This window comes from Actinacidiphila glaucinigra (assembly GCF_035918135.1).
Lineage (GTDB): Bacteria > Actinomycetota > Actinomycetes > Streptomycetales > Streptomycetaceae > Actinacidiphila > Actinacidiphila glaucinigra.
In genome coordinates, this window is the sequence record NZ_CP109144.1 from 2659693 (window position 1) to 2685609 (window position 25917).

At 74.7% G+C, this 25917-nt stretch carries 24 protein-coding genes; 11 read left to right on the forward strand and 13 right to left on the reverse strand.

The features are described 5' to 3' along the window. Positions 1-108: 108 nt before the first annotated feature. The 6 genes from OIE69_RS11660 to OIE69_RS11685 form a co-directional block, all read right to left on the reverse strand. Entirely contained in the window at positions 109-834 is a 726-nt protein-coding gene (locus OIE69_RS11660) for a VC0807 family protein (RefSeq protein WP_326571903.1), read from the reverse strand. A 140-nt stretch (positions 835-974) separates the two neighbouring features. After that, complete coding sequence (locus OIE69_RS11665) at positions 975-1343, reverse strand: tetratricopeptide repeat protein (RefSeq protein ID WP_326571904.1); 369 nt, start codon at positions 1341-1343, stop codon at positions 975-977. Continuing rightward, a complete protein-coding gene (locus OIE69_RS11670) occupies positions 1340-2329 on the reverse strand; it encodes a pirin family protein (RefSeq protein ID WP_326571905.1) in 990 nt (329 codons plus the stop codon). The genes OIE69_RS11665 and OIE69_RS11670 overlap by 4 nt, the downstream gene beginning before the upstream one ends. A 129-nt stretch (positions 2330-2458) precedes the next feature. Continuing rightward, positions 2459-2782, reverse strand: a complete 324-nt coding sequence (locus OIE69_RS11675) for a GNAT family N-acetyltransferase (RefSeq protein ID WP_089222942.1) — start codon at positions 2780-2782, stop codon at positions 2459-2461. 8 nt (positions 2783-2790) lie between these two features. Next, positions 2791-3417: an FMN reductase gene (locus OIE69_RS11680; protein WP_326581092.1), complete on the reverse strand. Its 627-nt coding sequence runs from the start codon at positions 3415-3417 to the stop codon at positions 2791-2793. 2 nt (positions 3418-3419) lie between these two features. After that, on the reverse strand, positions 3420-4526 hold the full coding sequence (locus OIE69_RS11685; RefSeq protein WP_326571906.1) for an LLM class flavin-dependent oxidoreductase: 1107 nt from the start codon (positions 4524-4526) through the stop codon (positions 3420-3422). Between the two features lie 414 nt (positions 4527-4940). On the opposite strand from OIE69_RS11685, the gene OIE69_RS11690 reads away from it, so the two are divergent. The 8 genes from OIE69_RS11690 (at position 4941) to OIE69_RS11725 (ending at position 13604) form a co-directional block, all read left to right on the forward strand. Beyond that, positions 4941-5552, forward strand: a complete 612-nt coding sequence (locus tag OIE69_RS11690; RefSeq protein WP_326571907.1) for a hypothetical protein — start codon at positions 4941-4943, stop codon at positions 5550-5552. A gap of 24 nt (positions 5553-5576) precedes the next feature. Continuing rightward, positions 5577-6308: a hypothetical protein gene (locus OIE69_RS11695; protein WP_326571908.1), complete on the forward strand. Its 732-nt coding sequence runs from the start codon at positions 5577-5579 to the stop codon at positions 6306-6308. Between the two features lie 303 nt (positions 6309-6611). Then, the gene (locus OIE69_RS11700; protein WP_326571909.1) at positions 6612-7859 is read left to right on the forward strand and encodes a cytochrome P450; all 1248 of its coding nucleotides are present in this window, start codon (positions 6612-6614) and stop codon (positions 7857-7859) included. 16 nt (positions 7860-7875) lie between these two features. Beyond that, positions 7876-9117 carry an aminotransferase class I/II-fold pyridoxal phosphate-dependent enzyme gene (locus OIE69_RS11705; RefSeq protein WP_326571910.1) on the forward strand — a complete coding sequence of 414 codons (1242 nt, stop codon included), beginning with the start codon at positions 7876-7878 and terminating at the stop codon, positions 9115-9117. After that, positions 9114-10262, forward strand: a complete 1149-nt coding sequence (locus OIE69_RS11710) for a GNAT family N-acetyltransferase (protein ID WP_326571911.1) — start codon at positions 9114-9116, stop codon at positions 10260-10262. Before OIE69_RS11705 ends, OIE69_RS11710 begins: the two co-directional genes overlap by 4 nt. Then, positions 10259-11170, forward strand: a complete 912-nt coding sequence (locus tag OIE69_RS11715; protein WP_326571912.1) for an NAD-dependent epimerase/dehydratase family protein — start codon at positions 10259-10261, stop codon at positions 11168-11170. Before OIE69_RS11710 ends, OIE69_RS11715 begins: the two co-directional genes overlap by 4 nt. A gap of 28 nt (positions 11171-11198) precedes the next feature. Continuing rightward, positions 11199-12482 (forward strand): condensation domain-containing protein, encoded by a 1284-nt coding sequence (locus tag OIE69_RS11720; RefSeq protein WP_326571913.1) that lies wholly within the window; start codon positions 11199-11201, stop codon positions 12480-12482. Positions 12483-12527: 45 nt separating this feature from the next. Next, positions 12528-13604, forward strand: coding sequence for a carboxylate-amine ligase (locus OIE69_RS11725; RefSeq protein ID WP_326571914.1), 1077 nt, complete (start codon positions 12528-12530; stop codon positions 13602-13604). Between the two features lie 43 nt (positions 13605-13647). Here OIE69_RS11725 and OIE69_RS11730 read toward each other — a convergent pair whose 3' ends face one another. Continuing rightward, complete coding sequence (locus OIE69_RS11730) at positions 13648-14034, reverse strand: nuclear transport factor 2 family protein (protein ID WP_326571915.1); 387 nt, start codon at positions 14032-14034, stop codon at positions 13648-13650. Between the two features lie 220 nt (positions 14035-14254). Here OIE69_RS11730 and OIE69_RS11735 point away from each other — a divergent pair, with 220 nt between their 5' ends. Then, positions 14255-17908, forward strand: coding sequence for a CHAT domain-containing protein (locus tag OIE69_RS11735; RefSeq protein WP_326571916.1), 3654 nt, complete (start codon positions 14255-14257; stop codon positions 17906-17908). Between the two features lie 13 nt (positions 17909-17921). Here OIE69_RS11735 and OIE69_RS11740 read toward each other — a convergent pair whose 3' ends face one another. From OIE69_RS11740 to OIE69_RS11750, 3 genes are all read right to left on the reverse strand, one after another. Further along, positions 17922-18221, reverse strand: coding sequence for a YciI family protein (locus tag OIE69_RS11740; RefSeq protein ID WP_326571917.1), 300 nt, complete (start codon positions 18219-18221; stop codon positions 17922-17924). 65 nt (positions 18222-18286) lie between these two features. Next, on the reverse strand, positions 18287-19186 hold the full coding sequence (locus OIE69_RS11745; RefSeq protein ID WP_326571918.1) for a hypothetical protein: 900 nt from the start codon (positions 19184-19186) through the stop codon (positions 18287-18289). 168 nt (positions 19187-19354) lie between these two features. Further along, on the reverse strand, positions 19355-19720 hold the full coding sequence (locus OIE69_RS11750) for a hypothetical protein (protein ID WP_326571919.1): 366 nt from the start codon (positions 19718-19720) through the stop codon (positions 19355-19357). A 33-nt stretch (positions 19721-19753) separates the two neighbouring features. Between OIE69_RS11750 and OIE69_RS11755 the strand changes: the two genes are divergently transcribed. Next, positions 19754-20614, forward strand: a complete 861-nt coding sequence (locus tag OIE69_RS11755; protein ID WP_326571920.1) for an aminoglycoside phosphotransferase family protein — start codon at positions 19754-19756, stop codon at positions 20612-20614. A 57-nt stretch (positions 20615-20671) separates the two neighbouring features. After that, complete coding sequence (locus tag OIE69_RS11760; protein ID WP_326571921.1) at positions 20672-22312, forward strand: hypothetical protein; 1641 nt, start codon at positions 20672-20674, stop codon at positions 22310-22312. Here the strand turns inward: OIE69_RS11760 and OIE69_RS11765 are convergent. From OIE69_RS11765 to OIE69_RS11775, 3 genes are all read right to left on the reverse strand, one after another. After that, the gene (locus OIE69_RS11765) at positions 22293-23006 is read right to left on the reverse strand and encodes a 3'-5' exonuclease (protein ID WP_326571922.1); all 714 of its coding nucleotides are present in this window, start codon (positions 23004-23006) and stop codon (positions 22293-22295) included. The genes OIE69_RS11760 and OIE69_RS11765 overlap by 20 nt on opposite strands. A gap of 234 nt (positions 23007-23240) precedes the next feature. After that, positions 23241-24488, reverse strand: a complete 1248-nt coding sequence (locus tag OIE69_RS11770) for an SAV2148 family HEPN domain-containing protein (protein ID WP_326571923.1) — start codon at positions 24486-24488, stop codon at positions 23241-23243. Between the two features lie 124 nt (positions 24489-24612). After that, complete coding sequence (locus OIE69_RS11775; RefSeq protein WP_326571924.1) at positions 24613-25905, reverse strand: copper amine oxidase; 1293 nt, start codon at positions 25903-25905, stop codon at positions 24613-24615. Positions 25906-25917 lie beyond the last annotated feature (12 nt).

The window sequence follows — 25917 nt, forward strand, 5'->3', positions numbered from 1 at the left end:
CTACCGGCAACGGCCGTCCGGTGGCCACGACCCGCCCGGCCGACGCGGCGGCAAGGGTGCCCGAAGCCGCCCGGACTGCCGAACACGCGCCCTGCGCGGCCGCTGCCGTCAGACCCCCGGTGCGCCGGGCGCCGCGGCGGCCTCCTCCGCACCTCCCTGGGCGGCTGCCACTGCCGCCGCCTCGGCGGCCTGCCGCTCCCGCTCCTTGCCGCGGGCTGCGGCACGCCGTCCGTAGAGGACCGTCCAGGCGATGAGGACACCGGTGACGGCGTACGACAGCACCGAGTTGACCGTCACCATGGTGGCGGTCGACAACCGGTACGAAAGGCCGATCCTGGTGAGGGCCTCCAGGACGTAGCCGACGCCCCAGACGACGGTCATGGTGCGGATGACATGGCGGAAGCCCTCGTACTGCCACAGTCCGTCGAACCGCTCGGCGTCCTCCTTGGTGCCGTCGGTGCCGAACTTCCGCCCGAAGTAGAACATCAGCGGCCGCGGCGCGAGCAGGCTGGCCAGGCAGACCACCCCGAACAGGCCGGTGACGGCGGAGTCCTTGACCAGCAGCAGGCGCGTGGAGTGCGGTCCCACGACGGCTACGACCGCGCTGATCACCAGGAAGACGAGGGTGATGACGGCGAACTCGTCCGCCTTGCGCCGCCAGGCGAGCGTGACGGCGGTGTCGAGCACCGGCCACACGCCGGAGGCGAGCAGGGCGGAGAACTCGCTCCAGCCGGCGTCGGTGAGCCGGCCGTAGGTGAGGACGGGCAGGACGATGTTGAAGGTGATGGTGAGCGCCCAGCCGAGCGCGGACGACATGCCTGACCGTTCGGACACGGCTTTCCCCCCGTAGTTGTTGCCGAAGCCGCAGGGGAACATATGCGCGGCGCCGCCGTCCTGCCGGGCACTTTGCCCAGCCTTTAGGACGGCGGCGCCATGAGATGCCGCCGGGCCCCGCACCGGGGCCCGGCACCGGCTCAGTCCTCCGGGAGCGGCTCCCCCGCGAAGGCGGCGGCGAGCCGCAGCCAGGGGGCGGCCTCGGCCTCGCGGCCCTGCCGCTGGAGGGTGCGGCCCAGCATCAGGTGCGCGTAGTGCTCGACCGGGTCGCGTTCGACGACCACGCGCAACTGCTCCTCGGCGCGGCCGAGCTGGGCGGAGTGGTAGTAGGCGCGGGCGAGCAGGAGGCGCGGGGCGACCTGCTCGGGCACCTCGGCGACGACGGCCGTGAGCAGCCGGGCCGCCTCGGTGTACTCCTTGGCCTCGAAGTAGAGCCCGGCGCGCGCCCAGCGCTCCGCCGTGGTCTCCTCGTGGGAGGCGTAGGACCCCTGAGTGGTGACGGTGTTCACGCGAGCTCCTCTCCGGGTGCGGTGTGCGGCATGCGGCCGGCCGGCTCCAGTCCGAACCGGCCCCGCTCGAAGTCCTCGACGGCCTGTATGACCTCGGCTTTGGTGTTCATGACGAACGGGCCGAAGTGCGCGACCGGTTCGCGGATCGGGCGGCCGCCCAGGATCAGGACGTCCAGGGCGGGGGTGCGGCTGTCGGGGTGGTCGGTGGCCTCCAGGGTCAGGGTGTCGCCGCTGCCGAACACGGCCATCTGGTGTGCGTCCAGCGGGCGTCGTTCGGCGCCCGCGGTGCCGCGCCCGGACAGCACGTAGGCCAGGGCGTTGAAGTCCGGCCGCCAGGGCAGGGCCAGACGCGCTCCGGGGCTGACGGTGGCGTGGACCAGCGTGATCGGGGTGAAGGTGCTCCCCGGTCCCGCGTGGCCCGCGACCTCGCCGGCGATGACGCGGACCAGCGCGCCGCCGTCGGGCGAGGACAGCAGCGCGGACTCCGGGCCCTCGATGCTCTGGTAGCGGGGCGCGTTCCACTTGTTCGCCCGCGGCAGGTTCACCCACAACTGGACGCCGTGGAAGAGCCCGCCGGAGACGACCAGGTCCTCCGGCGGCGCCTCGATGTGGAGGATGCCGCTGCCGGCCGTCATCCACTGCGTGGCGCCGTCGGTGATGGTGCCTCCGCCGCCGTGCGAGTCCTGGTGGTCCATGCGGCCGTCGATCATGTACGTGACGGTCTCGAAGCCGCGGTGCGGGTGCCAGGCGGTGCCCTTGGGCTCGCCGGGGGCGTACTCGACCTCACCCATCTGGTCCATGTGGATGAACGGGTCGAGCTCCCGCGTCGGCACGCCCGCGAAGGCGCGGTACACCGGGAAGCCCTCGCCCTCGAAGCCCTGCGGTGCGGAGGTCACCCGGCGGACGGGGCGCTGCTGCGCGGTCACCGGGTCGGGTTCGGCGACCCGGGGCAGCAGCAGGGTGTTCTCCACGGTCACGGCAGGCATGACGCCCTCCTCGGCGGTCCCGGCGGGCCCGGTCCGGGCCCGCACAGTCGATTTAACATTCAACCAACCGGATCCATTCCGCCCGCCCTGCCCCGCCGCCCCCGGACTCAGGCGCCGCCGCCGGTGGCCTCAGAAGCCGAAGCGCGGGCGCTCGCCCTCCGGGACCAGGTCCACGTACTCGGGGTGCTTGCCGATCCACCCGCGGATGAACGGGCAGAAGGGCAGCACCGCGAGCTCGCGCTCGCGGGCCGCGTCCAGCGCGGCGCGGGCGAGGGCCCCGCCGAGGCCGCGGCCGCCGAAGCGGGGGTCCACCTCGGTGTGGATGAACGCGATCTGGTCCCTGTACAGGTGGTACTCGGCGAAGCCGGCCACCTCCTCGGCACCGCCCTCCTCCGCCGCGTCGAAGATCTCGAAACGGGACTTGCCGGGGTTGTCGGCGACGCGCAGTGCCATCGTCTCTCCTACTCGGGCCGCAGGGCGGCCAATTGCTGTTCGAACGGAACGACCGTATCCACCGCGGTCACGGGGGCCGACGGCCGTGTCACCAGGAGCGCCGCCAGCTCGCCCGCGGCGCGGGCGACACGGGTCGGCAGGGTGTCGGTGAGCGCGTCGCCGCCGCCGCCCCAGTCCTCCGACGCCGCGTACACGGCGGTCGGGACGACCACGGCCCGCAGGAAGGCGAAGAGCGGCCGCAGGGCGTGCTCCAGAGCCAGCGAGTGCCGGGCCGTGCCGCCGGTGGCGGCGATCAGCACGGGCTTGCCGGACAGCGCGTCGTTGTCGATGACGTCGAAGAAGGACTTGAACAGCCCGCTGTACGAGGCCGAGAAGACCGGCGTCACGGCGATCAGGCCGTCCGCCTGCGTCACGGCCGCGACGGCCTCCGCCAGGGCGCGGCCGGGGAAGCCGGTGACCATGTTGTTGGCGATGTCCACGGCCAGGTCACGCAGTTCGACCACGCGGACGTCGACCGTACGGCCGCCGTCGGCGACGGCCCGCCGTACGGCCTCGGCGAGCCGGTCGCCGAGCAGCCGCGTGGACGACGGCGTGCTCAGCCCCGCCGAGACGACCACCAGCTTCAGGGGTGCCACGGTCACTTCGCGGCCTCCTTCTCCTCCAGGGCCCGCGCGTCACGGCGCGCGACCAGCGAGGCATGCGTCGGAGCCTCCGGCACGTCCGCGGGACGGCCCTTGGCGAACTCCTCGCGCAGCACCGGCACGACCTCCTCGCCGAGCAGGTCGAGCTGCTCCAGCACGGTCTTCAGCGGCAGTCCCGCGTGGTCCATCAGGAACAGCTGGCGCTGGTAGTCGCCCGCGTACTCGCGGAAGCCCAGCGTCTTCTCGATGACCTGCTGCGGCGAGCCGACGGTCAGCGGGGTCTGCTCGGTGAAGTCCTCCATCGACGGGCCGTGCCCGTACACCGGCGCGTTGTCGAAGTACGGCCGGAACTCCCGGACGGCGTCCTGCGAGTTCCTCCGCATGAACACCTGGCCGCCCAGGCCGACGATGGCCTGCTCGGGAGTGCCGTGGCCGTAGTGCGCGTAGCGCGTGCGGTACAGCTCGACCATCCGCTTGGTGTGGTCGGACGGCCAGAAGATGTTGTTGTGGAAGAAGCCGTCACCGTAGTACGCGGCCTGCTCGGCGATCTCCGGCGAGCGGATGGAGCCGTGCCACACGAAGGGCGGCACGTCGTCCAGCGGCCGGGGCGTCGAGGTGAAGCCCTGCAGCGGGCTGCGGAAGCGGCCGGACCAGTCGACGACGTCCTCACGCCACAGCCGGTGCAGCAGCGCGTAGTTCTCGATCGCCAGCGGGATGCCCTGCCGGATGTCCTGCCCGAACCAGGGGTAGACCGGTCCGGTGTTGCCGCGGCCCATCATCACGTCGACGCGACCGCCGGCCAGGTGCTGCAGCATCGCGAAGTCCTCGGCGATCTTCACCGGGTCGTTCGTGGTGATCAGCGTGGTCGAGGTGGAGAGGACCAGCCTCTCCGTGCGGGCGGCTATCCACCCGAGCATGGTCGTCGGGGACGAGGGCACGAACGGCGGATTGTGGTGCTCACCGGTCGCGAAGACGTCCAGCCCCACCTCCTCGGCCTTGAGCGCGATCGCCGTCATGGCCTTGATCCGCTCGTGTTCGGTCGGCGTCCTGCCGGTCGTGGGGTCCATGGTCACGTCACCCACGGTGAAGATCCCGAACTGCACCGGCTTCACTCTCCTCCGTCGTCTCACCAATGTTTGTTGATTATTCAACCACCCCTTTCAACCGGATGCCCCACCGGGCTATTCCGCCCCCGCCCCACCCCGGGGCCCCACGGGCCCGGCGACCCGGGGCGCGGCGCCTTCCGGGGCCGTTTCCGGGGCCCTCGGCATGGGCGCAGGTGCCGGCCTCCGGCCGCGGGCACGCGCCGAAACGCCTGGCCCGCGGGGCGTGCGGAGCGGGAGTGACACCGGGATCCGGGGGCGGCGGAGGACGGAGGCGCCCGGATCCGCCGCCGGGGGCGTCGCGTCCCGGCCCGCCGACCGAAGTCGTGCGAATCCACGTCGGACGCCTGCCGTGCGACGCGCCTGGGGAACACTATGGTGCAAGAGCACGCGACGAGCCGAGGAGTCCCCAGCTTGAATGTCGTCATCTCCGGATTGACAGCCAGCGGAAAAACACGGTTCGGCCTGGAACTCGCACGGCAACTCGGCTTCCGTTATGTATCCGCCTCCGAAACCCTGATGCAACGGCTCGGAATCCCTCCGCGAATGCGGCACGACATCTGGGGCGACGGTTTCGACGCGGTCGCCCGCATGCGCGAATCCGGAGACCCGGACCGATGGCTCGACACGGAGATGACCCGCCTCGCCGAAATCCAGGAGAACACGGTGTTCGACTCCTGGGCCCTCCCGTGGTTCGCCCCCCGGGGCGCGCTCAGGATCTGGCTCTCCTGCAGCCACGAAACCCGGTGCCGCAAGGCACGGCTGGCCCATTCACCGGGCGAGCGGCGTCCGTTGCGGCACTACGCGGACATCATCGACAGGAAGGACGCCGACTCCCAGGCCAGATTCCGCTCGCTGTACGGCATCGAGTACGGGCCCGATCCCGGAGTCTTCGACCACATCCTGGACGCCACCGAATACTACGTCGACTCCCGCTCCCCCCGGTCCGAGCAAAAGGCCGGAGAATTCTCGCGTCACCTGCTGAACACGGTCAGGAACAGCATGGAAGAGACCTTCACCGCGTAGACGCAACCCAGGAGGAGCCGACCAGTGGGAGCCGCATTCTCCTCTATAGCCACCGGAATCATCTCGAGTCTGCTCTACTCACTGGCCGGAGCCACGATCGCGATCTCCCTGTGGAGGTTCCGGGCGAGGCGCTACAGAAAGATCTGGGCGGAGGCGCTTCGTTTCCGGGCGGAGAGTCTGATCATCCTGTCGGCCCGCGCGGCACGGCACGCCAACGACGTGCCCCGCTGCAGTGCCAGCGAGGTACGCGCCCTGGTGAAGGCGACGGCGCTCCTCCAACGGTTCCGCACACAGAACTACTTCCGCGTCAGCACCGACGTCTCCGATGACGAACTGCGCTCGAAGAACCTCATCGTCCTGGGGTCCGGAAAGGCCAACGTGGTGGCCGCGCGCGCCATCCGGTCCCTCAGCCCCGCCGGGTTATCCTTCGACCCCGCCGGGCGCACCATCCATCTGAACGGGCGCAGCTACGCCCCGGAGTACGACGGTTCAGGTGCCCTCACCGCGGACTACGCGCTCATCGTGAAGGCTGCCAATCCGTTCCGCCACTACCAGTCCCAGGCCCGGACCCTGCTGATGTTCATGGGGCTGCACGGAATCGGAACGGAGGGGGCCGTGCTCGCCGCGACCGATCGCTCACCGCTCCTCGACATGGCTCGGCGCGTGGACGGGGACGACTTCATGTCGGTGATCAAAGTGCATGTCAACGGCTTTGTCGTCACCCACACCCAGGTCGAGGTGTCGGTGAGGCTGTGACGGGGCCGGCGAGGAGCTGCCGCGACGACGTGCCTGGGCCGTGTCGTGGGCCGCTCACGAACCACCTGCGGGGGACACGGGGCGGTCCGGACACGGACGGTCGACCGTAGCGGACCGCGTGAGGGAAAGGCGAATTACGTTCACGGGTGGGTGAAAAGCGCCTGTGTGACTGGATCGGAACACCTCCGGCAGAGCACTCTCGGGGGCGCCGCCAGCCCGGCGTACACCGCTCCTACACCGCCTCGTGCGCCGTGCCCCGCGACGCGTCCCGCCCGCCTCCGAGCCGAAGTCCGTTCCTGACACATGAGCCACGTGATGCTGCCCCCGAAGCCCACCGCCCTTGACGCGCGTTCCGCGGCGGGCCTCGTCCGGCAGTGGCGCCGGGCCGTGGAGCCGGAGGCGCTCGCCGCGGCGTACGACGCGCTGGCCGCGGCGGGGCCGCTGGTGCCGACGCCGTGGGGCGCGTTCCTGGTCACCGGGTACGAGGAGTGCCGGCAGGTGCTGACGGGGCGCGAATGGCTCACCCTGGGGGCCCGGTGGCGCGACGCCCACCGCCCCGGGTGGCGGGAGAGCGCGAGCACGGTCGGGCTGTGCGAGACGCCGCTGCAGCAGGATCCGCCGGAGCACACCGTGCGCCGCCGCCCGCTCAACGCGGTGCTGGCCCCCCGGGTCGTGCGGGAGGCGGCGGAACGGCTCGTGGAGCCGCTCACCGGGCGCCACGTCGGCGAGTTCGCCGCGGCCGTGCGCCGCGACGGCGCCGCGGACGTCGTCGCGCGGGTCTGCCGGCCGCTGCCCACCGCGGTCCTGGCGGAGATGACCGGGCTGCCGGAGTGGATCGACCGGGGGTGGCTCGCCGCCGAGAGCGCCGCCATGGTGCGGGTGGAGGAACTCGCCGCGCCGCCCAGCGTCGTACGGCGCGCGGACGCCGCCGCCCTGGCCCTGCTCGACGCGTACGACCGCGCGCTGGCCGAGCGGCTGCGGCACCCCGCGGAGGACCTGCTGTCACGGTGGGCCGCGGAGGACCCGGCGGGGGCCCGCTACCTGCTGCTGACGCTGTTCTCGGCGGGAGTGCCCACCACGGCGGCGCTGCTGGCCGGGACGGCGCTGGCACTGACCGCCGACCCCGCGCTTGCCGAAAGGATCCGCCAGGACCCGGGGTTCGCGGGGCCGCTCACGGACGAGCTGCTGCGCTGGGACCCGCCGGGACGGGTGGTGACCCGTGTGACGGGCGCGGACACCGAACTGGGCGGCCGCCCGGTGCCCGCCGGGCGGGTCGTCCACGCGCTCATCGGCGCGGCGCACCGCGACCCGGAGCGCTTCGCCGCCCCGCACGTCTTCGACCCCGACCGGCCGGCGCAGCGGCTGCTCGCCTTCGGCGGCGGCCTGCACTACTGCCTCGGGTCCCATCTGGCCCGCGCGCAGGCGCTCGCGTTCGCCCGGGCCTTCGCCCGCGAGCTGCCCGGCGCCCGGGCCGCCGCCCCGCCGGTGCGGCACGCCGGGCCGAGCATGGCCGACATCGCCCGGCTGACCATCCACTCGCCCCTCACCTAAGGGAGACCGAAGGCCAGTGACCGAAATCCAGGACGCCACGGACGCGTTCCGCAAGGACCTGTCGTCGTCGACCTTCGTGCGGGCCATGGTGGAGACGGGCGTCCGGCCCTTCTACCGCACCATGCACATGACGGGCGGCGGGGAGGCCGTCGTCGAGGGCCGGGACGTCGTCATGGCGGGCTGCAACGACTACCTGGGCCTGTCCACCGACCCCCGGGTGACGGCGGCCGCGATCGAGGCGCTGACCCGCTACGGCGCGTCCTGCTCCGGTGCGCGCACCCTCAACGGCACCCTCCCCCTCCACGGCGAACTGGAGGCGCGGATCGCGGACTTCCTGGGCACCGAGGCGGCCGCCGTGGTCACCACCGGCTTCCAGGCGAACCTGGCGGTGGCCGCCCTGATCGGCCGCGGCGACATCGTCTTCAGCGACATGTCCAACCACGCCTCGCTGGTCGACGGCATCCGTCTCGGGGCCGGGCGCCGCGTGCTGTACCCGCACTCGGACACCGCGCGGCTGGACATCCTCCTGGAGCAGGCCACCGCCGTCGAACCGACCGCCGGCAAGGTCCTCGTCACCGACGGGATGTTCTCCATGGACGGCGACCTGTGCCGGCTCCCCGCGCTGACGGAGCTCGCCGCCCGGCACGGTGCCCGCCTCGTCGTGGACGGCGCCCACGACATCGGGCTGCTCGGCCCGGGCGGGCGCGGGGTCGCGGAGCACTTCGGGCTCATGGAGCGGGTCGACCTGTTCACCGGCACCCTGTCCAAGTGCTTCGGCTCCACCGGCGGGTTCCTGGCCGGGCCCGCGCACGTCATCGACTACCTGCGCTACAGCGCGCGTTCCATCCTCTTCTCCGCGTCGATGCCGCCGGCCGCCCTCGCCGCCGGGATCGCCGCGCTCGGCATCGCGGCGGCCGAGCCCTGGCGGCGCCGGCGCGTGCTCGCCCTGGCGGAGGCACTGCGCGCGGGACTGCGCGCGCTCGGCTACGACACGGGGGACTCGGTCACCCCCGTCGTGCCCGTCCTCATCGGGGACGCCACCACGTGCGCGCTCATGTGGCAGGCCCTTCTCGACGAGGGCGTGTTCACCAACGCGGTGGGGGCCCCCGCGGTCCCCGAGGGGCGGTGCGTGATCCGGGTGACGGTGCAGGCCACCCACTCCGACGTCCACCTGGAGCGGATCCTGGACGCCTTCGCCGCCGCCGGGCGCCGGGTCGGCCTGGTCCCGGACCTGCCCGCCCAGGCGGTGGCCCGGTGAACGCGGTCACCGTCACCCCCGTCTATGACCGCGCCGCCACGACGGCCTTCGTCCGTCTTCCGTACGCGCTCCACCGCGACGACCCGTACTGGGTCGCGCCGCTGGAGCGGGAGATGCGCGCCTTCCTCGACCCGCGCCGCAACCCCTTCTTCGACACGGCCGAGGCACGGCTCTTCCTCGCCCGCCGGGGGCGCCGGACCGTCGGCCGGATCGCGGCCGTCGCCGACCCGCGCTTCCAGGAGCGGCACGACTTCACGTGCGGTCACTTCGGGCTCTTCGAGTGCGCCGACGACCTCGAGGCCGCCGGGGCCCTCTTCGACGCGGCGGCGGCGTGGCTCGCCGGGCGCGGGCTGACCCGGATGCTGGGCCCGCTCAGCTTCTCCGTCAACGACGAGTGCGGGGTGCTCGTGGACGGATTCGACGGGCCGCCGAGCGTGGGCATCCCGTACAACCCGCCGTACTACGCGGACCTGCTGACCGGCTGCGGCTTCGGCAAGGCCAAGGACCTGCTGTCCTGGCTGGTGCCGATGCCCCCGGACGGCGAGCCGCCCGCCGCGATCGCCCGGGTCGCCGCGCGCACCCTGGCCGACCCCGCCGTGCGGGTGCGGCCGCTCGACCGGGACCGCTACGAGGACGACATGGCCGCCATCAGGGACATCTACAACGACGCCTGGGCCGAGAACTACGCCTCCGTCCCGCTGACCGACGCCGAGTTCCTGCACATGGCCGCGCAGCTGAAGTCGGTCGTCCACCCGGAGCTGGTGCGGATCGCCGAGGTGGACGGGGAGCCGGCCGCCTTCACCCTGTGGGTGCCCGACGTGAACCAGGCGCTGCGCGCCGCGCGGGGCAGGCTCACCACCTGGGGGCTGCCGATCGGCATGCTGCGGATCAGCCGGGCGATGGGGCGCATCACCCGCGTCAGGGGCGGCACGTCGGGCGTGCGGAAGGAGCACCGCAGCCGCGGGCTGGTCGCGGTGCTGCTCGCCGACGCGCAGCGCGCCGCGTTCCGGCTCGGCTACACCGAGACCGACCTGTCCTGGATCCTGGAGGACAACCGCGGCTCCAACCGGCACGCGCAGGCCATGGGCGGGGTGCACTTCAGGACGCACCGGCTGTTCGAGCGCGAGGGCGGGGGCCTGCGGTGAGGTACCTCGTGACCGGCGCCACCGGCTTCGTCGGCGGCCACCTCGTACGCCATCTCACCGCCCGCGGCCACGAGGTGACCGCGCTGGTGCGCGGCGGCCGCGACGTGCCCGGTGCCCGCTGCGTCCCCGGCGACCTCGTCACCGGCGCCGGGCTTGCCGTCGCGCTGCGGGGCGTGGACCGGATCGTCCACCTGGCGGGGGTCACCAAGGCAGGCGACCCGCGGGCCTACGCGGCCGTCAACGCCGCCGGGACGCGGCGGCTGTGCGAGGCCGCCGCGGCGCTCGCCGTACCGCCCCGCCTGGTGTACTGCTCGTCGCTGGCCGCCTCCGGCCCCGGGCGGCGGCGCCACGAGGACGCGCCGCCGGAGCCGGTCTCCGCGTACGGGCGCAGCAAGCTCGGCGGGGAGTGGGCGGTGCGGGACGCCGCGGACCGGCTGCCGGCGGTCGTGGTCCGGCCGCCGATCGTCTACGGGCCCGGCGACCCGGAGTTCCTGCCGCGGCTGGTGGCGGCGGTGCGCACGGGCCTGCTGCCGGCGGTCGGCCGGCCCGGGCCGCGGCACTACTCGCTGATCCACGTCGACGACCTGTGCCGGGCGCTGATCACCGCCGCCGACCCCGGCACCACGGAGGTCGGCACCTACCACGTGTGCGACGGCACCGAGCACCGCTGGGAGGACATCGGCGCCGCCGTCGCGGCCGCGCTCGGCCGCCGCGCGCCGCGGGTGGTGCACATCCCCGGGCCGCTGGCGATGGCCGCGGCGCGGCTGTTCGGCCGCGCGTCGGCGCTCAACCCCGACAAGGTCGCCGAGGCGCTGCATCCCGCGTGGACCTGCGCCCCCGGCGGCCGGCTCCCGTACCGCCCCGCCGTCACGCTCCCCGAGGGGCTGCGCGCCGCACTGAACCGCTGACCGCCCCGCGAGGAAGGGGGAGCACCCCGTGCGCCGCCGACTGTCCCCGTACGAACGCGTCATCTGGGCCGCCGGTGAGCGGCTCCCGGTCAACATCGCCGCCGTGGCCCGCGTCGAGGGCCGCACCACGCCCGGGCGGGTCCGCGCGGCCGTGGCCGCCGTCCGGCGACGCCACCCCCTGCTCGGCGTCCGTGTCGCCGACCCCGGGTGGTGGCAGGGACGGCTGACCACGGCCGGGGTGCCGGACCCGGAGGTGCGGGTGGTCCGGGACGCCGGCGCGGACGCCTGGTCCCGCGTGGTGGAGGAGGAGCTCCCGCGGCCCTTCGACACCCGCACCGGTCCCCTCGCCCGCTTCGTGCTCGTCGACGCGGGCGAGGCCTTCGACCTCGTCACCGTCTACCACCACCTGGTCGCCGACGCCGTGTCCGCGGGCGTCGTCATGCGCGACCTGCTGACCCGCCTCGGCGGGCCGGACCCGGCGGACGCTCCCCCGCCCGGCCCCGCGGGGCCGGCCGGCGCGCACCGGCGGGCGGGGGCGGACGGGTCCGGTGCCGGCCCGGTGCCGGTGCTGGCGGCGCCCGCGGACGAGCTGATCCCGGGCCCGCGCGCCCGCCCCGGGGACCTGCTGAAGACCGCCCGCGCCCTGGGCGGGCCCGTACGGCCGCCGTACCCCCGGGACGGACGGCTCGCCTACCGCGCGTGGTCGCTGGAGCGCGAGGAGACGGAGCTGCTGCTCAAGCGGTGCCGGGCACAGGGCGCGACGCTGCAGGCCGCCCTGTGCGCGGCCTTCGCACGGGCCGCCGCGCCCGGCCGCCCCGCCCGGATCGCCGTCGCCGCGGACCTGCGCCGGGTGCTCGAACCGCCGCCCGGGGAGGCCATGGGCCTGTACGCGGCGAGCTTCGTCGTGCCCGTGGACGGCGCGGCGGACGACCTGTGGGCGGCCGCGCGCGAGGCCAGGACCGGGATCCATGCCCGGCTCACCCCGCAGGAGCTGCGGCCGCTCGTACGCGTCTTCCGGCTGACCTCGTTCCTCCCGCACCGCGCCGTCGGCGCCCTGCTGCGGCGCGGCGAGTCGCGCGGCCCCCGGTTCGACGTGTCCGTGAGCAACACGCGCCTGGACCTCCCCGAGGCGTACGGGCCGCTGCGGCTGGCCGCCGTCCACGGCGCCGCGCACACCAGCCTGTCCGGGGCGCCGCTGGTGATCGTGGTGGGGCTGGGCGGGCGGCTGTTCCTCAGCGTGACGTCCACGGCGGGCGAGGAGGCAGGAGCGCTGTGCCGGCGGGCCATGGACCACCTGCTGTCCGCCGAGTGACGCCCGCGGACGGATAGCGGCGGACTCAGCGGGTATCGGAAGGGGGTGGCACGCACCGTGGGAGTGGAAGAAGAGCTTCTCCTGGTGGACGCACGGTCCGGGGAACCGCGCGCGGTGGCGGACGCTGTGCTGGACGGCGGCCCCTGGACCCGGGAACTGGTGGCCGAGCTGCAGCAGCAGCAGCTCGAACTGAACAGCTCCCCCTGCGTCACCCTCGACCAGCTCAGGGGGGAGCTGCGCGCCTGGCGCCGGAGGGCGGCCGGCCTCGCCCGCTCGGAGGGCGTCGCGGTGGCGGCGCTGGGGACCTCCCCCGTGGCGGTGCCACCCCGGCTCACCCCGCGGGGCCGCTACCGCAGGATGGCCCAGGCCTTCGGCCTCACCGCGCAGGAGACCCTGACCTGCGGCTGCCACGTCCACGTGGGGGTGGAGTCGGACGAGGAGGGCGTGGCCGTCGTCGACCGCATCCGCCCCTGGCTGCCGCCGCTGCTGGCGCTCAGCTCCAATTCGCCGCTCTGGCAGGGTGCCGACACGGGGTACGCGAGCTACCGCTACCAGGTCTTCGGCCGCTGGCCCACCGCGGGCCCGACGCGCGGTTTCGGCTCCGCCGAGGGGTACCGCGCCGCGGTGTCGCGGCTGCTGGCCACGGGGATCCTGATCGACCAGGGCATGCTCTACTTCGACGCCCGGCTCTCGGCGAAGTTCCCCACGGTGGAGGTGCGCGTCTGCGACGTGTGCCCGGAGTACCAGGACGCGGTGGTGCTCGCCGCGCTGGTCCGCGGCCTGGTCGAGACCGCCGCCCGCGAGTGGGCCGACGGCCGCCCGGCGCCCGACGACGACCTGGCCCTGCTCCGGCTCGCCTCCTGGCGCGCCAGCCGCTCCGGGCTGGACGGCGCCCTGCTCGATCCGCGCACCTTCCGCCCGGCGGGCGCGCACGACGTCGTCGAGACCCTGGTCGCCCACGTCGAGGACGCCCTGAAGGACGCGGGCGACCTGTACACCGTGCGCGCCGGCGTCGACCGCCTGACCTCGCAGGGCTCCGGCGCACGCCGGCAGCGCGAGGTGTACGCCCGCGGCGGCGGCTCCGCGGTCCTGCGCGACGCGGTGCGCCGTACGGCGGCGTGAGCACGCGCCGGGAAGCGCACCACGCGGGCGGATCGCCGCGGACTCAGGAGTGGGGCATCGACTCCACCCATCGGGCCCGCCAGGCGGGCGGGGCGAACGTGTCCGCGAAGTACTGGGTCTCGTGCGCGACCTTGCCGTCGCGGAATTCCATGATGCTGATGGTCGGTGTCGGTTTCCCGTCGTAGGCGATCACGTACTCGGTGATCCAAAGATCCCCACTGCCGAGAATCCGGCGGACGGTGAAGTCGAGCTTGGCGGGGTGGCCCGAGCGCAGAGCCTGAAGATTGCGGCGGCCGTGGATGCGCTCACCCGACTGGGGATAGTCCGTGATCACGTCGTCGTGATAGATCTCGTGCTCGATGTCCTGGTCCCCGGCGGCAGAGGCTGCCCAGTGCCGGTCCAGCGCCTCTCGGATACCGCGGTCTTCCATCGCGCCCCTCCGGTTGCGGATTCGTCGGATGATCCATGGACGGCCTCGACGAGGCCTTGAGGGCCGCCACAAGGTGTGGGCTCTGCACCGATCGTAAGCGGCGAGGGGCGCGGGTTCTCATCAGCCGGAAGCCTGCTCCTCTGTACCGCGGAGCGAGGGGGCGGTCACGGGTGGCGCGCTATCCTGCCGCGACGTCGGCGAGGGGGATCGGGGGCGGTTGATGGGGGACGCGCGGGCGGCCGTGGACCGCATGCTGACGCGCTTCGGGCTGGCGGAGCCGCCGGGCACCGCGCGCCTGGTCGACGGTGCCGGCACGACGCCCGGAAGCCTGCTGGAAGCGGCGGAGGGCCTGCTGCGGGAATCGTGGCGGGGCGGGGACGGACGGGCCCCGGCCGCCGCCGCGCTCGCGCTGATGGTGCTGGGCCTGGACACGGCGGCCCGCGACGATCCGTCGCGGGCCCGGCTCGTCCTGCATCTGCAACTGGCAGACCGCACCCTTGCGCATGTGCACGGCGACTTCCGTACCGCTCCCGAGGTCCGCCATCACCTGGGGGCGCAGACCCAGCACCGCTCGCCCGACGACCTCGTGGCGGTCGCGGCCGTCTACCCGTCGGGCCCCGCGCAGCAGCCGTTCCGGCCCGCGGACCCCCTGGAGGGCAGGGTGGCGGAGCTGCTGGCGACACTGCCCCCGGACGACCTGAGCCGCCCCGGGCTGCTCGCCCGGCTCGCGCACTCCGCGCTCGTCCGCTACGAGTGCGGGGCCACAGACGAGTTGCCGGCGCTGTGGGCGCGCGCCCAGGAGGCCTTCGCGGCGGTCACCCCCGGGCACGTCGACGCCCCGGACGCGGGCCGGGTGGCGGTGCTCGCCGGGGTCGCCCGGGTCCGGGCGCACCCGCGGGACCGGGAGGCGGTGGACGTCGCCGTGCGGGGCGGGCGGCTGGCGCTGGCCGCGGCGAGCGGGCGCACCATGGGCGGGCTCCGGGACCGGCACGAGATGCGCAGCGTCCACTTCGCGCTGGCGGTGGCGCTGATGTGCACGCTGCCCTGGGCACCGGCCCGCGCGACGATCGACGAGGCGATGGGTCATCTGGAGGCGTACCGGGCCGAGGGACTGCCGGACGAGGACGGGGCCTACGAGGTGAACACGGCCTCGCTGCTGGCCGCCCGCGCGGTCGTCGCCTGGGAGGTCGCGGACGCCGCCGAGGCGGAGCGGATGCTGCGCGCGCTCCTGGAGCGGCTGCCGCCGGGCCATCCGCTGCTGCCGCACATCGCGGAGAAGGCCGCCGCGGTGGGTGAACTCCGCGGCAGGATGCGGCTCTTGCCGCGGGCTCTGGGCTCGGTGGCGACCCGGTTCCTGCCGATGATGGTGCGGTTCGCGCCCGCGCTGCCGCCGGTGCGGTTGCAAACCCCCCTGCCGCGGGACGGCGTCCGCGCCGGCCCCGCTCCCGAACCGGAAGCGGTGCCGGAAGCGGCGCCCGGGCCGGAACCGGGTGACGACGCGGGCGACGGCCTCCTCACGCGCTTCACCTCGGCCTTCCCCGTCCCTCCCGACCTGCAGCCCCTGCTGCGGGCCATGGCCAAGGGCCCCGGCACCCCCCAGGGCATCGATCCCGCCTTCCTCGCCGACGCCGAGCGGCAGTTGCGCGGCGCCCTGGAGCGGACGGCGGCCGGAAGCCCCGAACGGGCGCAGACGGCCGGCCTGTTGATGGCGCTCATCGCGATGCGCTACACGGCCGACCAGGACGCGGCCGTGATCGAGGAGGCGGCGGCGCTCGGCGACCGCGTCCTGGCCGAACTCCCCCACGGCTCCCTGGAACACGCCCGCCTGCTCCTCGCCTCGGCGCCGTGGCAGCACATGCGGGCCGTGCTCGCCATGGACGCCGCCGCACTGCGCGCCTGCTGCGCGGAACTGCGCGCGGCGCTCGACCTGCTGCCCGACGACGCACCGGAACGCGCCGCTGGCGAGGCCGAGTACGCCAACGCGCTCACCAACCTCGCCGGGCTCACCCAGGACCCCGTTCTGTCCGCCGAGGCGCGCCGCAGGATCGCCGACGCCTCGCAGCGCGTGGAGCGGACCCCGGGCCTGACGGACCTGCTGGGCGGGCTGGTGAGCTCCTACGGCCACTGGGCGGACTACACCGACGCCACGGTCCGCGGGGACCTGCGGGCGGCGCGGGCGTCCGAGGTCGCGTTCGCGGCGGAGCCCGGCGGCGAGCTGCCGGCGCTGCGCTTCGAGGTGGCGCGCATCGCGATGGCCGACGCGCTGGAGCACCACGACTGGGCGGCCGCCGCCGACGCGGCGGCGCGGGCTCTGGAGACCCTGCCGTCGGTGGCCTCGCGCGCCCTGGCCCGGGAGGACCGCCGGGCCTTCGTCGGCGGCGCGCTGCTCGGCCGCCGCTACGCCATGGCGCACCTGCGGACGGACGGCGGCGACCCTGCGGGGGCGGGCCGGCCCGACCCGTTGGCGGGCACCAGCCTGGGCCGTACCGGCTGCGCCGCGGCGCTCGCCGCGGGGCGGCCCGTGCAGGCGCTGGCGCTGCTGGAGCAGAGCCGTGCGGTGCTGATGGGCCAGGACCTGGAGGCCCGCGCCGATCTGACCGCCCTGTCCGCGGCGCATCCCCTGCTGGCCCGGGAGTTCTCCGCGCTCGGGGCACGGCTGCGGCGGGCCGAGGCGGGCGAGGACTTCATGGAACGGCACGTCGCGGCCGCCGAGTGGGAGGCGCTGCTGATGCGCGTCCGCGGCACCGCGGGCTTCGAGCGGTTCCTGAGGCCGCCCACGGAGCGGGAGATGCGGGACGTGGCCGCACAGGGGCCGGTCGTCGCGGTCAACGTGGACCGGCTGCGCTGCGACGCGGTCGTCGTCACCCGGGAGCGGATCTTCTCCGTGCCGCTGCGTGAACTGACGGAAGGACAGCTCGCCCTGCGCGCACAGGAGTTCCTGGCGGCCGTGAACCTCCCGCGGAGCGCGCCCGAAGAGGAGCACGACCGCGCCCGCGAGCTCGTGCTGGACACCCTCGCCTGGCTCTGGCGCACGGTGGCCGAACCGGTGCTCACCGCCCTCGGCCTCACCCGCCCGCTCCCGGGGGACGCCCCCGCGTCGGCCGCGCCCCGGCTGTGGTGGTCGGCCTCGGGACCGCTGGCGTACCTGCCGCTGCACGCCGCCGGGCTCCAGCGCAAGCACCAACTGCGCGACGGGCGGACCGTCCTGGACCGGGTGGCCTCCTCCTACACCCCCACCCTGCGCGCCCTGCGGCACGCCCGGCGGATCTCCTCCGGCCGCACCGGGGGACGGCTGCTCGCCGTGGGCCGGCCCACCGGCACGGCGGGATCCGCGGGCGCCTCGGCCCGTGAGATCGCCGCCATCGCGGCCGCGCTGGGGGGCGTACGCGCCCTCGAGGGCGAGGCGGCCACACCCGAACGCGTCCTGTCGGCCCTGCGCACGGCGCGCTGGGTGCACTTCGCCTGCCACGGCGTCAGCGACCCGCGGGACCCGTCGGCCAGCCGCCTGCTCCTGCACGGTGGGCCGCTGAGCGCCGGGGACGTCTCCCGGCAGGATCTTCTCTACGCCGAACTGGCGGTGCTGCTCGCCTGCCACACCGCCCACACCGGGCAACTGCCGGACGAGGCGGTCCACCTCGCCTCCGCCTTCCAGACCGCCGGCTACCCGCAGGTCGTCGGCGCCCTCTGGGAGGCCGACGACGCGGTCTCCGCGCTCCTGACCGCCCGCCTGTACGCCGCGCTCCGCGCCCCGGCGCCCGGCGCCGTCGCCCCCGCGGACACCGGCCGCGCCCTCAACCACGTCGTCCGCGCCCTGCGTACCCGCTACGCCCGTTCCCCCGCGGCGTGGGCCCCCTTCGTCCACATCGGCCGCTGAGCGCGACGGGACGTCAGACGCCGCCGAGCAGCCCGGACAGCACCGGATGCACGCGCGCCGGGTCGACGGTGGTGACGGTGTACACCGCGACCCCCGCGGTCACCAGGGGGTCCTCCGCGGCGATCCGCTCGACGGCCCGGCGGTCCGTCCCCCGCGCGACGATGACGCCGCCCTCGCACGAGGGCACCGTCTGACCGGAAAGCAGGAAGGTGCCGGCGCGGTGGTGGCGTTCCAGGAACGCGACATGGGCGGCGACGAACGGGCCGGCGTCCGCTTCCGGTCCGGTGTACGTCAGGAACAGCAGGTGCAGCATCCCCGTCCGATCTCCTGGCGGGCCGGACGGCCCGGCGCATCGTGCCGTCGATTCCCCGGGTGCGCTCACCGGCGGCGGCGCAGCACCAGGTCGAGCTCCCGCCAGGTCGCCGGGGCGACGGGCCCCGGCGGGACGGGGATCCCCACCGCGCGGGCGACGGAGCGCAGACGCAGGTCCACGACGGCGTCCACGAGGTCCGCGAGGGCGAAGAGCCGTTCGCGGCCGAGCCACCAGGCGGCGAGGACGACCACGGCGCCCGCGACGAGGGCGGGCCACCACGCGGTGACGCAGGCCAGCGCCGCGTAGAGCAGGCCCCATCCGCACAGCCGGGTGGACGCCTCGAAGGCGGCGGCCGCCGTACGGATCTCCCTGCGGTCGGCCTCCGTCGCCGCCAGCCACAGACGCGGCCAGACCGCCGTGAAGGGCACCCCGTAGTACGCGCCGACGCGGTGCTCCAGGGCGTGCATCCGGTCGCCCATGCGGGTGGGACGGGCCGGGGGCAGGGGCGCGATCCGGTCCCGGCGCGCCTCAGCCGCGCGGGCGGCGGCCAGTTCGGCCTCGTCGCCGCCGCGTTCGTGGTTCCGCAGGTGGGCGGCGACCTCCGCGTCGGCGCGTTCACGGCGGGCGCGGCGGCGGCGCACGAGCCGCTCCCCCGCGCCGCCGGGCCAGGGCCCGAGCCAGAGCACCTGGACAGCGCGGGCCAGGGCCTGCACCGCAAGGCCCGGGACGACGGCGAGCAGCAGCGCGGCGACCAGGGCCAGGAAGAGCCCGGCCCCGCCGTGGGCGTCGGTCCAGTCCGCGTAGCGCTCGACCTCGCGCAGCAGACGGCCCGCGTCGAACGGCCGCCCGCGGCCCAGCACATGGGCGGCCCAGGCGGTGCCGAGGAAGAGCACTCCGGGCAGCGCGAGCAGGGAGACCCAGCGCTCGGCGAGCTTCCCGCCGATCTCGTCCAGAAGACCCGCCACCGCGCTACGGCCCGCCTTCCGGATCCCTGCGGCCTCGCGCCGCCCGGCGCGCGCGTCCGCCCCGAAGCCCTGGCGCGCCGGACGCCGGCACCGGCTGCTTCCCGCGCTGTACGGCTGCGCGCACCGGACGCTCCTCCTCTTCCCCCCACGGGGACCCGCACGGCGGGTCTAGTACCAGACGGGCCGCAGTTCGGCGTCCCAGATCTCGCAGCGCGGGGTGGTGACGGACGCCGTCGGGTCCTCACTGCGGGCGCAGACGCCGCGCGGGCAGCGGTGGCGCAGGATGCCGCCGCCTCCACCGGTCGTACCGGGCACCTGGGAGTAGCCGCCGGCGTACGCGCGGCCGTCGACGACCCGTACGCCGAGCCGGTGCCCGAGGTCGGTGACCGCCTGCATGTCGCCGGCGCCCCGCCGCACGGTCTCGGTGACGGCCTCCAGCTCGTCCGCGTCGTGGGGATCGGCGCTCGCGGCAGTCGCCGCGCGCCGCAGCCGCGGCAGCATCTCGCAGAAGGCCATGACGTCTTCCTCGGTCACCGGGCCAGCCTACTGATCTGCGATCATTGCCGTATGGCGTTCACCGAAGAGCTCGCCCGGGCCGTGCTCGCGGCGGACGGGCAGAACGGCGCGCGGCTGATCGCGCTCGGCGAGAACGCGGTGTTCGAGCTCGCGGACGGCGTGACCGTCGCGAAGGTCGGCCGCGGTCCCGAACTGCTGGACCGGGCCGCCCGCGAGGCGCGTACGGCGTCCTGGCTGGCCGAGCACGGCGTTCCGGCGGTTCGGGCGGCGGCCCCGGAGGCCCGGCTGGTGGAGGGGCACCCGGTCACGTACTGGGAGCGGCTGCCGGACGCCGTACGGCCCGCGGAGCCCGCCGACCTCGCCCCGCTGCTGCGGCAGGTGCACGCCCTGCCCGAGCCGGACTTCGCCCTGCCGCCCCGCGACCTGCTGGACGGCGTGGAGCGCTGGCTGCGGCTGGCCGGAACGGCGGTCGACCCCGCGGACGCCGCGTATCTGCGGGAGCGCCGGGACGGTTTCGCCGCCGCCGCGGCCGCGCTCGCCCCGCACCTCGCCCCGGGGCCCGTCCACGGCGACGCGCTGCCGCGCAATGTGCACGTCGGCCCGGGCGGTCCGGTCCTGGTGGACCTGGAGACCTTCTCCGCCGATCTGCGCGAGCACGACCTCGTCGTCATGGCACTCAGCCGGGACCGCTACGGCCTCGCCCCCGAGGCCTACGACGCCTTCACGGCCGCCTACGGCTGGGACGTGCGCGAGTGGGACGGCTGCGCGGTGCTGCGCGGGGCGCGGGAGACGGCGAGTTGCGCCTGGGTGGCGCAGCACGCGCCGGGCAACCCGGCGGCGCTCGCGGAGTTCCGCCGGCGGGTGGCCTCGTTGCGGGACGGCGATCCGTCCGTGCGCTGGTACCCCTTCTGACCCCGTGGCGCCGCCCGGGCTGCGAGGATGGGCACCCCTCCGGCCCGGGCGGTGTCCATGCCAGTTTCCTCGATCGTCCGTCGTGTCCTCGCCGACCGTCCCTTCGCGGAGGTCGGTGAACCGCGTGTCGCCGTCGCGGACGAGCGGCTGGAGCGCCTGGTCGTGGGCGGCGACATGGGGTGGATCGCCTGGCCGCACTCGGGGCGGGCGGGGATCGAGCGATGGCCCCGATACCGCGTCGGCGTCTACGGCGCGCGGGACCTGCGCTGCCGGCAGGTGTACGACTGCCCGTGGCCGGTGAACTCGGTCGCCTTCCATCCGCTCCTCCCGCTGGTGGCCGTGGGCGTGGGCCGCTACGACGGCAGCTGGGACTTCGAGGGCCAGTTGCTGCTGATGGACCTGGAGTCGGGCGACGTGCGGCCGGTCCTGGACGGCGGCCGCGAGGTGGCCTCCGTCCAGTGGCTGGACGGAAGGCGGCTGCGGCTGGTCGTCACCCCCGAGGACAAGGACTACGAGTACGCCTTCAGCCACGGCTTCGAGTCCGTCCTGGAACGCGAGGACTGGCGGGCGGTGCCCGCCCAATCCGTCGGGTACCGCGAGGTGATGGGCCCTCGGGTGCCCTACGCGTACCCCGCGGGCGGCGACGCCCGCGACCTGCTGGCGGAGCGCGGCACCGCCCTGGGGGCGGCGTGGGCGCCGCGCCGTCAGGTGCGGGCCGTCGAGGTGCTCGCCGACGGCCGGGTGCTGGCGACGGCCGAGGGCGCGCTGCTGGAGTGCCGGCTGCCGTCGGGGGAACTCCAGTGGTCGGTGCCCGACCCGGACGGCGGGCAGCAGATCCATGTGGCCGCCGACCAGCGGTCGGCCTGGGTCAACGTCCGGCACACCCTGCGCCCGTCGGGACAGGGGTGGCAGCGGTCCGGCACGCTGGTGCAGCGGGTGTCCCTGGCGGACGGGGGGTTGCTGGAGGCCATCGAACCCGGTCACGCCGTGACGCTCACCGGCAGCCGTGACGGCCGGCTCGCCGTCCGGCGGGGAGGGCCGGACCAGCCGGGCGGCGAGACCCGGCTCCTCGCCTCCGACGGCACCGAGACGACGCGCTTCCCGCTGACGGCGAGCGACTTCCGTCTGCGGCGCGGCGCTGAACTGCTGTTCGTGCGGGACCTCCACGGTGTGCCGCGGGGCCGGGCGTGGGTCGGCGCGCTCGACGGCGGGGCAGCGGACGCCGAGCCGGAGCTGCGCAGGCTCTTCGCCCTCGACTGGGAGACCCGGCGCGGCTCGCACCTCTTCCCCGGCCCGGCCGTCCGGCTCGACGGCGCCGCACTGGTGCAGGCCGCCGTGGTCCGCGACGAAGAGCAGACGCTCGCGCGGAACGCCTTCGTGGTGCGGCGCCGGCTGCCGGACGGCGCGCCGGAGTGGGTGTTCGCCGCCGACGAGCCGGTCACGGCCCTGGACGCGGACGAGGACACCGTCTACGCCGCGCACCGGTCCGGGGAGGTCGTGCTGCTCGACGCGCGGACCGGCAGTCCGCGCGGACGGCACCGGCTGCGCGTCGACGGGCAGGTGGTCGTGCCCCTGTCCCTCGCGGCGGCCGGTTCCGGCAGGCTGCTGGTCGGCACCGTGGACGGGCGGATCCTCGACTGCGACACGGCGCCCCCGGCCTCACCGCGGGGCCCCGCGGTCACCTCGGCCGGGGAATGACCGGCCAGGCCTGCTCGACGACGGCCGCCGGGTCGGCGGTGCGCCGCAGGTACGCCTGGAGGGAGGCCGACTGCTCGGCAGCCGCCCGGATCTGGAGGGCGTGCAGGTCCGCCAGCGCCATCAGGCCCACGGGCTCGTGCCGCTCCCCCATGCGGCGCACCACGCGGCCCGCGGCCACCGCGTCGGCCCGCGCGTCGTGAGCGCCCTCCAACTCCACCCCGTAGTGGGCGCACAGCGCCTGCAGGGCCCGCCTGCCCTTGCGGTACTTGTCGACGTGCTTGTCGATGACCAGCGGGTCGATGACGGGCGCGGGCACGCCGCCCAGCCGTTCGCCGACCGACGCGACGCCGTGCCGCCGGCACTCGCGGTCGAGCAGCGACAGGTCGTAGCGGGCGTTCATCACCACCAGCGGTGTGCCCGAGCGCAGCACCTCGGCGACGGCGTGGGCGATCTCCCCGACCGCCGTGCCGGCCGGGGCGCCGTGCGCGCGGGCGTGGGCGGTCGAGATGCCGTGGATCGCCGACGCCTGCTCCGGTATGGCGACGCCCGGGTCGAGCAGCCAGGTCCGCTCGTGCGAGACGGCCCCGTCGGCCTCCAGCCGTACGACGGCGGCGGTGACGATGTGGTCGGTCTCGACGTCGGTGCCGGTGGTCTCCAGGTCGAACGCGACCAGCGCGTCGCTGATCCAGCTCATCGCCCGGCCCCCGTGCCCGCGGCGTCCCCCGCGCCGCGCGGGCGGGTGCCCGCGGTCCTCCTCCGTCCGGAGCCGGCCGGCCTTGCCCGGCGTCGTCCCGTGCCCATTGGCGTACGTCCTTCCCGCGGTTCCCCCGTGTGTCGCTCCATCATCCCGCGCGCCACTGACACTGCTGCGGCCGGGCTGTGGCAGGGGCCCGCCCGGGGCGGTCCGCCGGGGCCGGCCACCGGGCCGTCAGGAGACCGGACGGGAGTCGGCCCAGACGCCCTCGAACTCCTCGCGGTAGATCTCGAACAGCCCGTGCTCGGCCTCCGGGGTCTCACCGGCCCTGGTCTGAACGAGTTCCCGCGGCCCGCCGCGCAGGATGAGCACCGGCGCCTCCATGCCGCGTGCCTTGCGCAGGTAGGGCTGGACGACCGCGATGCCGTCCGAGGTGTCGCCGTCCACGAGGTAGGCGGTGAAGCGCGGGGTCTCGTCGAAGACCCGGATCTCGAACGCGGCGGTGTCCCGCAGCCGGGCCCGCACCCGCCGCATGTGCATGATGTTCATCTCGACGGAGCGGCTGAGCTCGCCGCGGCCGAGCCCGAGTTCGCGCTCACGGCGGCGGACGGCGCTGCTCGCCGGGTTGAGGAAGAGCAGCCGCACCCGGCAGCCGGACTCCGCCAGCCGCACCAGCCGCTTGCCGGAGTAGTTCTGCACGAGCAGGTTGAGGCCGATGCCCACGGCGTCGAGCCGTCGCGCGCTCCCGAACAGGTCCTCGGCGGGCAGTTGCCGCTGCAGCCGCACCCGGTCGGGGTAGACGCCGACGACGTCGGCGTAGCGGTCGGCGACGAGCTCCTCGACGGCGTCCACGGGCAGCCGCTCGGCGGAGGGGTAGCCGGGCCCCGAGCCGAGCACGTCCAGCAGCCGGGCGGCGGCCCGCTCGGCCTGGTCCAGGACGGTGCGGGACAGGGCCCGGTTGCGGGAGACGACGTGCCGGGCCACCTCCAGCTCGTCCAGGGCGAGTTCGAGCTCCCGGCGGTCGTCGAGGTAGGGCTCGAAGCACGGCCAGTGCTGGACGGCGAGCTCGCGCAGCTGCGGCAGCGTCAGGAAGCTGAGGATGTTGTCGTCGGCCGGGTCGAGCAGGAACCCCTTGCGCCGGCTGACCTCCCGCACGGCGGCCGCCCGCTGCACCCACTCGTGACCGGCCGGGCCCGCGGCCGCGACCACCCACTCGTCGCCGTGCACGGGTTCGTAGATCGGGCGCAGCACGGCGTTGACGACGGCGCGCAGGCGCTGTTCGACGAGGTTGAGCCACACGTACGCCCGTCCGGCACGCCGTGCGCGGGTACGCACCTCGGCCCACTCGTCGGCGCCCCAGTCCAGTTCCGCTCCGATCTCCAACGGCAGTGCGAGGGCGGCCGTACCGGTGCTTGCCTCGCCGATGCCGCCGCCCGGGTCCCCCTGATCACCACTACCGGGGAGCACCAGACCTCCCGACATCACGACTGCACCCGCCTTCCCGCCCCCGTCCACGATCAAGGAAGGGTACTGCGGGGCGGGAGGCGGTGCAGCCGTAACGGCGCTACTTCACCACATGCTTACCGGGTCCTACAGGGCCGGACGGTCACTGTCCCCGCCCGTTGCGGCCCGAGAGCTCGTCGGGTGTGAGCGGGCTCATGGCGGTCACGTCGCGCGGCGCGAGCTGGAAGCCCTGCCAGTGGATCGGCATGGGCGTCTGGTCCTCGTCGCGCGGGATGTGGTGGAAACCGACGTTGACCCACATCACCGGGTGCGTGAGGCTCTCGCCGTTCGCCCACGTGTCCACCGAGGTGCCCCGGCCGTGGCAGGCCGGGTCGCTGTTGCCGCTGGCCAGTTGCTCGCAGGCCCGGTACTGGGTGACGTACAGGTCCTTCGAGGTGTAGGCGTGGGCGTCGTAGCGGTCGGAGTGCTGCTGGACCAGCTCCCAGGAGCGCGGGTGCCGGTCGGCGTTCTTCCCGGCCGTGGAGACCACCCGCCACCAGCGGCGCAGCGCGGAGTTGGCGGCGAGCTCCTTGGTGACCGGGGTCCTGGTGGTCTTCAGGACGGCGGAGCCGGCGCCCCGGCCGGCCTTCTTGGTGTCGTACTGCTCGACCTCGGCCCGGTCGGCGCCGTCCAGGCCGAAGTCCAGCCGCCAGAAGACCGAGTGGTAGTGGCTGGTGGAGTGGTCGCGGGCGCCCTTGCCGATGGGCCAGCCGGTCCCCTCGCCGCTGTAGTCGCCGGGCGAGAGGTCGCCGGTGGCGCCCATCTTGGCGGTGATGGTGCCGTCGTCGGAGAAGTTCCACTGGGTGACGTACTCGTACCAGCCGAGCTGGGACACGGAGAAGACGACCAGGTCGCTGCCCTGAGCGGTGTACTTCTTCGCGGTGCCGTGCTCGTCGTACACGTCGCTGCGGTAGGCGTGGCCGCGCGGCGCGGTGGTGGCGCACAGGGCCTTGACGGCGCGTTCCTGCTGCGGGACGTAGGCCGCGCTGATGGTGCCGCCGGGGCACTCCTCGGGGCCGATGTCGACGGCGGTGTTGCCGAAGCCGATGTCGGACAGGTCGTTGTACTCGGTCAGCCCGGAGTCGTACGGGACGTTGACCTGCGCGAGGGTGGCGGAGTTCAGCACCTTGAGGGGCTGCGGCTCCTTCCTCGGCCGGTACGCGATCTTCTCCAGGACCAGGCCCTTGGTGCCGCTCATGCGCCAGCACATGCTCCAGCCGGTGCCGTTGGGCAGGGTCCTGGTGAGGGCGGTGGCGGTACCGCAGTCCACCGCGGCGGCCGCGCCGGCCCGGGGGGCCGCCGCGGCCCGGCCGGTCGTGGAGCCCGCGACGAGCGCGGGCAGGAGGAGGAGCGCCGAGGCCGTTCCGAGGGCCCGGCGCACATGGGTGGTGCGCATCGTTTCTGGGTC

Coding starts and splice junctions, on each gene's coding strand:
- OIE69_RS11740 (WP_326571917.1), bottom strand. CDS start 18,221: ATGCTGCACCTGCTGTTCCTGACGTACACCGGACCGGAAGCGGACGCC.
- OIE69_RS11670 (WP_326571905.1), bottom strand. CDS start 2,329: ATGCCTGCCGTGACCGTGGAGAACACCCTGCTGCTGCCCCGGGTCGCC.
- OIE69_RS11765 (WP_326571922.1), bottom strand. CDS start 23,006: ATGAGCTGGATCAGCGACGCGCTGGTCGCGTTCGACCTGGAGACCACC.
- OIE69_RS11760 (WP_326571921.1), top strand. CDS start 20,672: ATGCCAGTTTCCTCGATCGTCCGTCGTGTCCTCGCCGACCGTCCCTTC.
- OIE69_RS11675 (WP_089222942.1), bottom strand. CDS start 2,782: ATGGCACTGCGCGTCGCCGACAACCCCGGCAAGTCCCGTTTCGAGATC.
- OIE69_RS11735 (WP_326571916.1), top strand. CDS start 14,255: ATGGGGGACGCGCGGGCGGCCGTGGACCGCATGCTGACGCGCTTCGGG.
- OIE69_RS11700 (WP_326571909.1), top strand. CDS start 6,612: ATGAGCCACGTGATGCTGCCCCCGAAGCCCACCGCCCTTGACGCGCGT.
- OIE69_RS11770 (WP_326571923.1), bottom strand. CDS start 24,488: ATGTCGGGAGGTCTGGTGCTCCCCGGTAGTGGTGATCAGGGGGACCCG.
- OIE69_RS11775 (WP_326571924.1), bottom strand. CDS start 25,905: ATGCGCACCACCCATGTGCGCCGGGCCCTCGGAACGGCCTCGGCGCTC.
- OIE69_RS11730 (WP_326571915.1), bottom strand. CDS start 14,034: ATGGAAGACCGCGGTATCCGAGAGGCGCTGGACCGGCACTGGGCAGCC.
- OIE69_RS11755 (WP_326571920.1), top strand. CDS start 19,754: ATGGCGTTCACCGAAGAGCTCGCCCGGGCCGTGCTCGCGGCGGACGGG.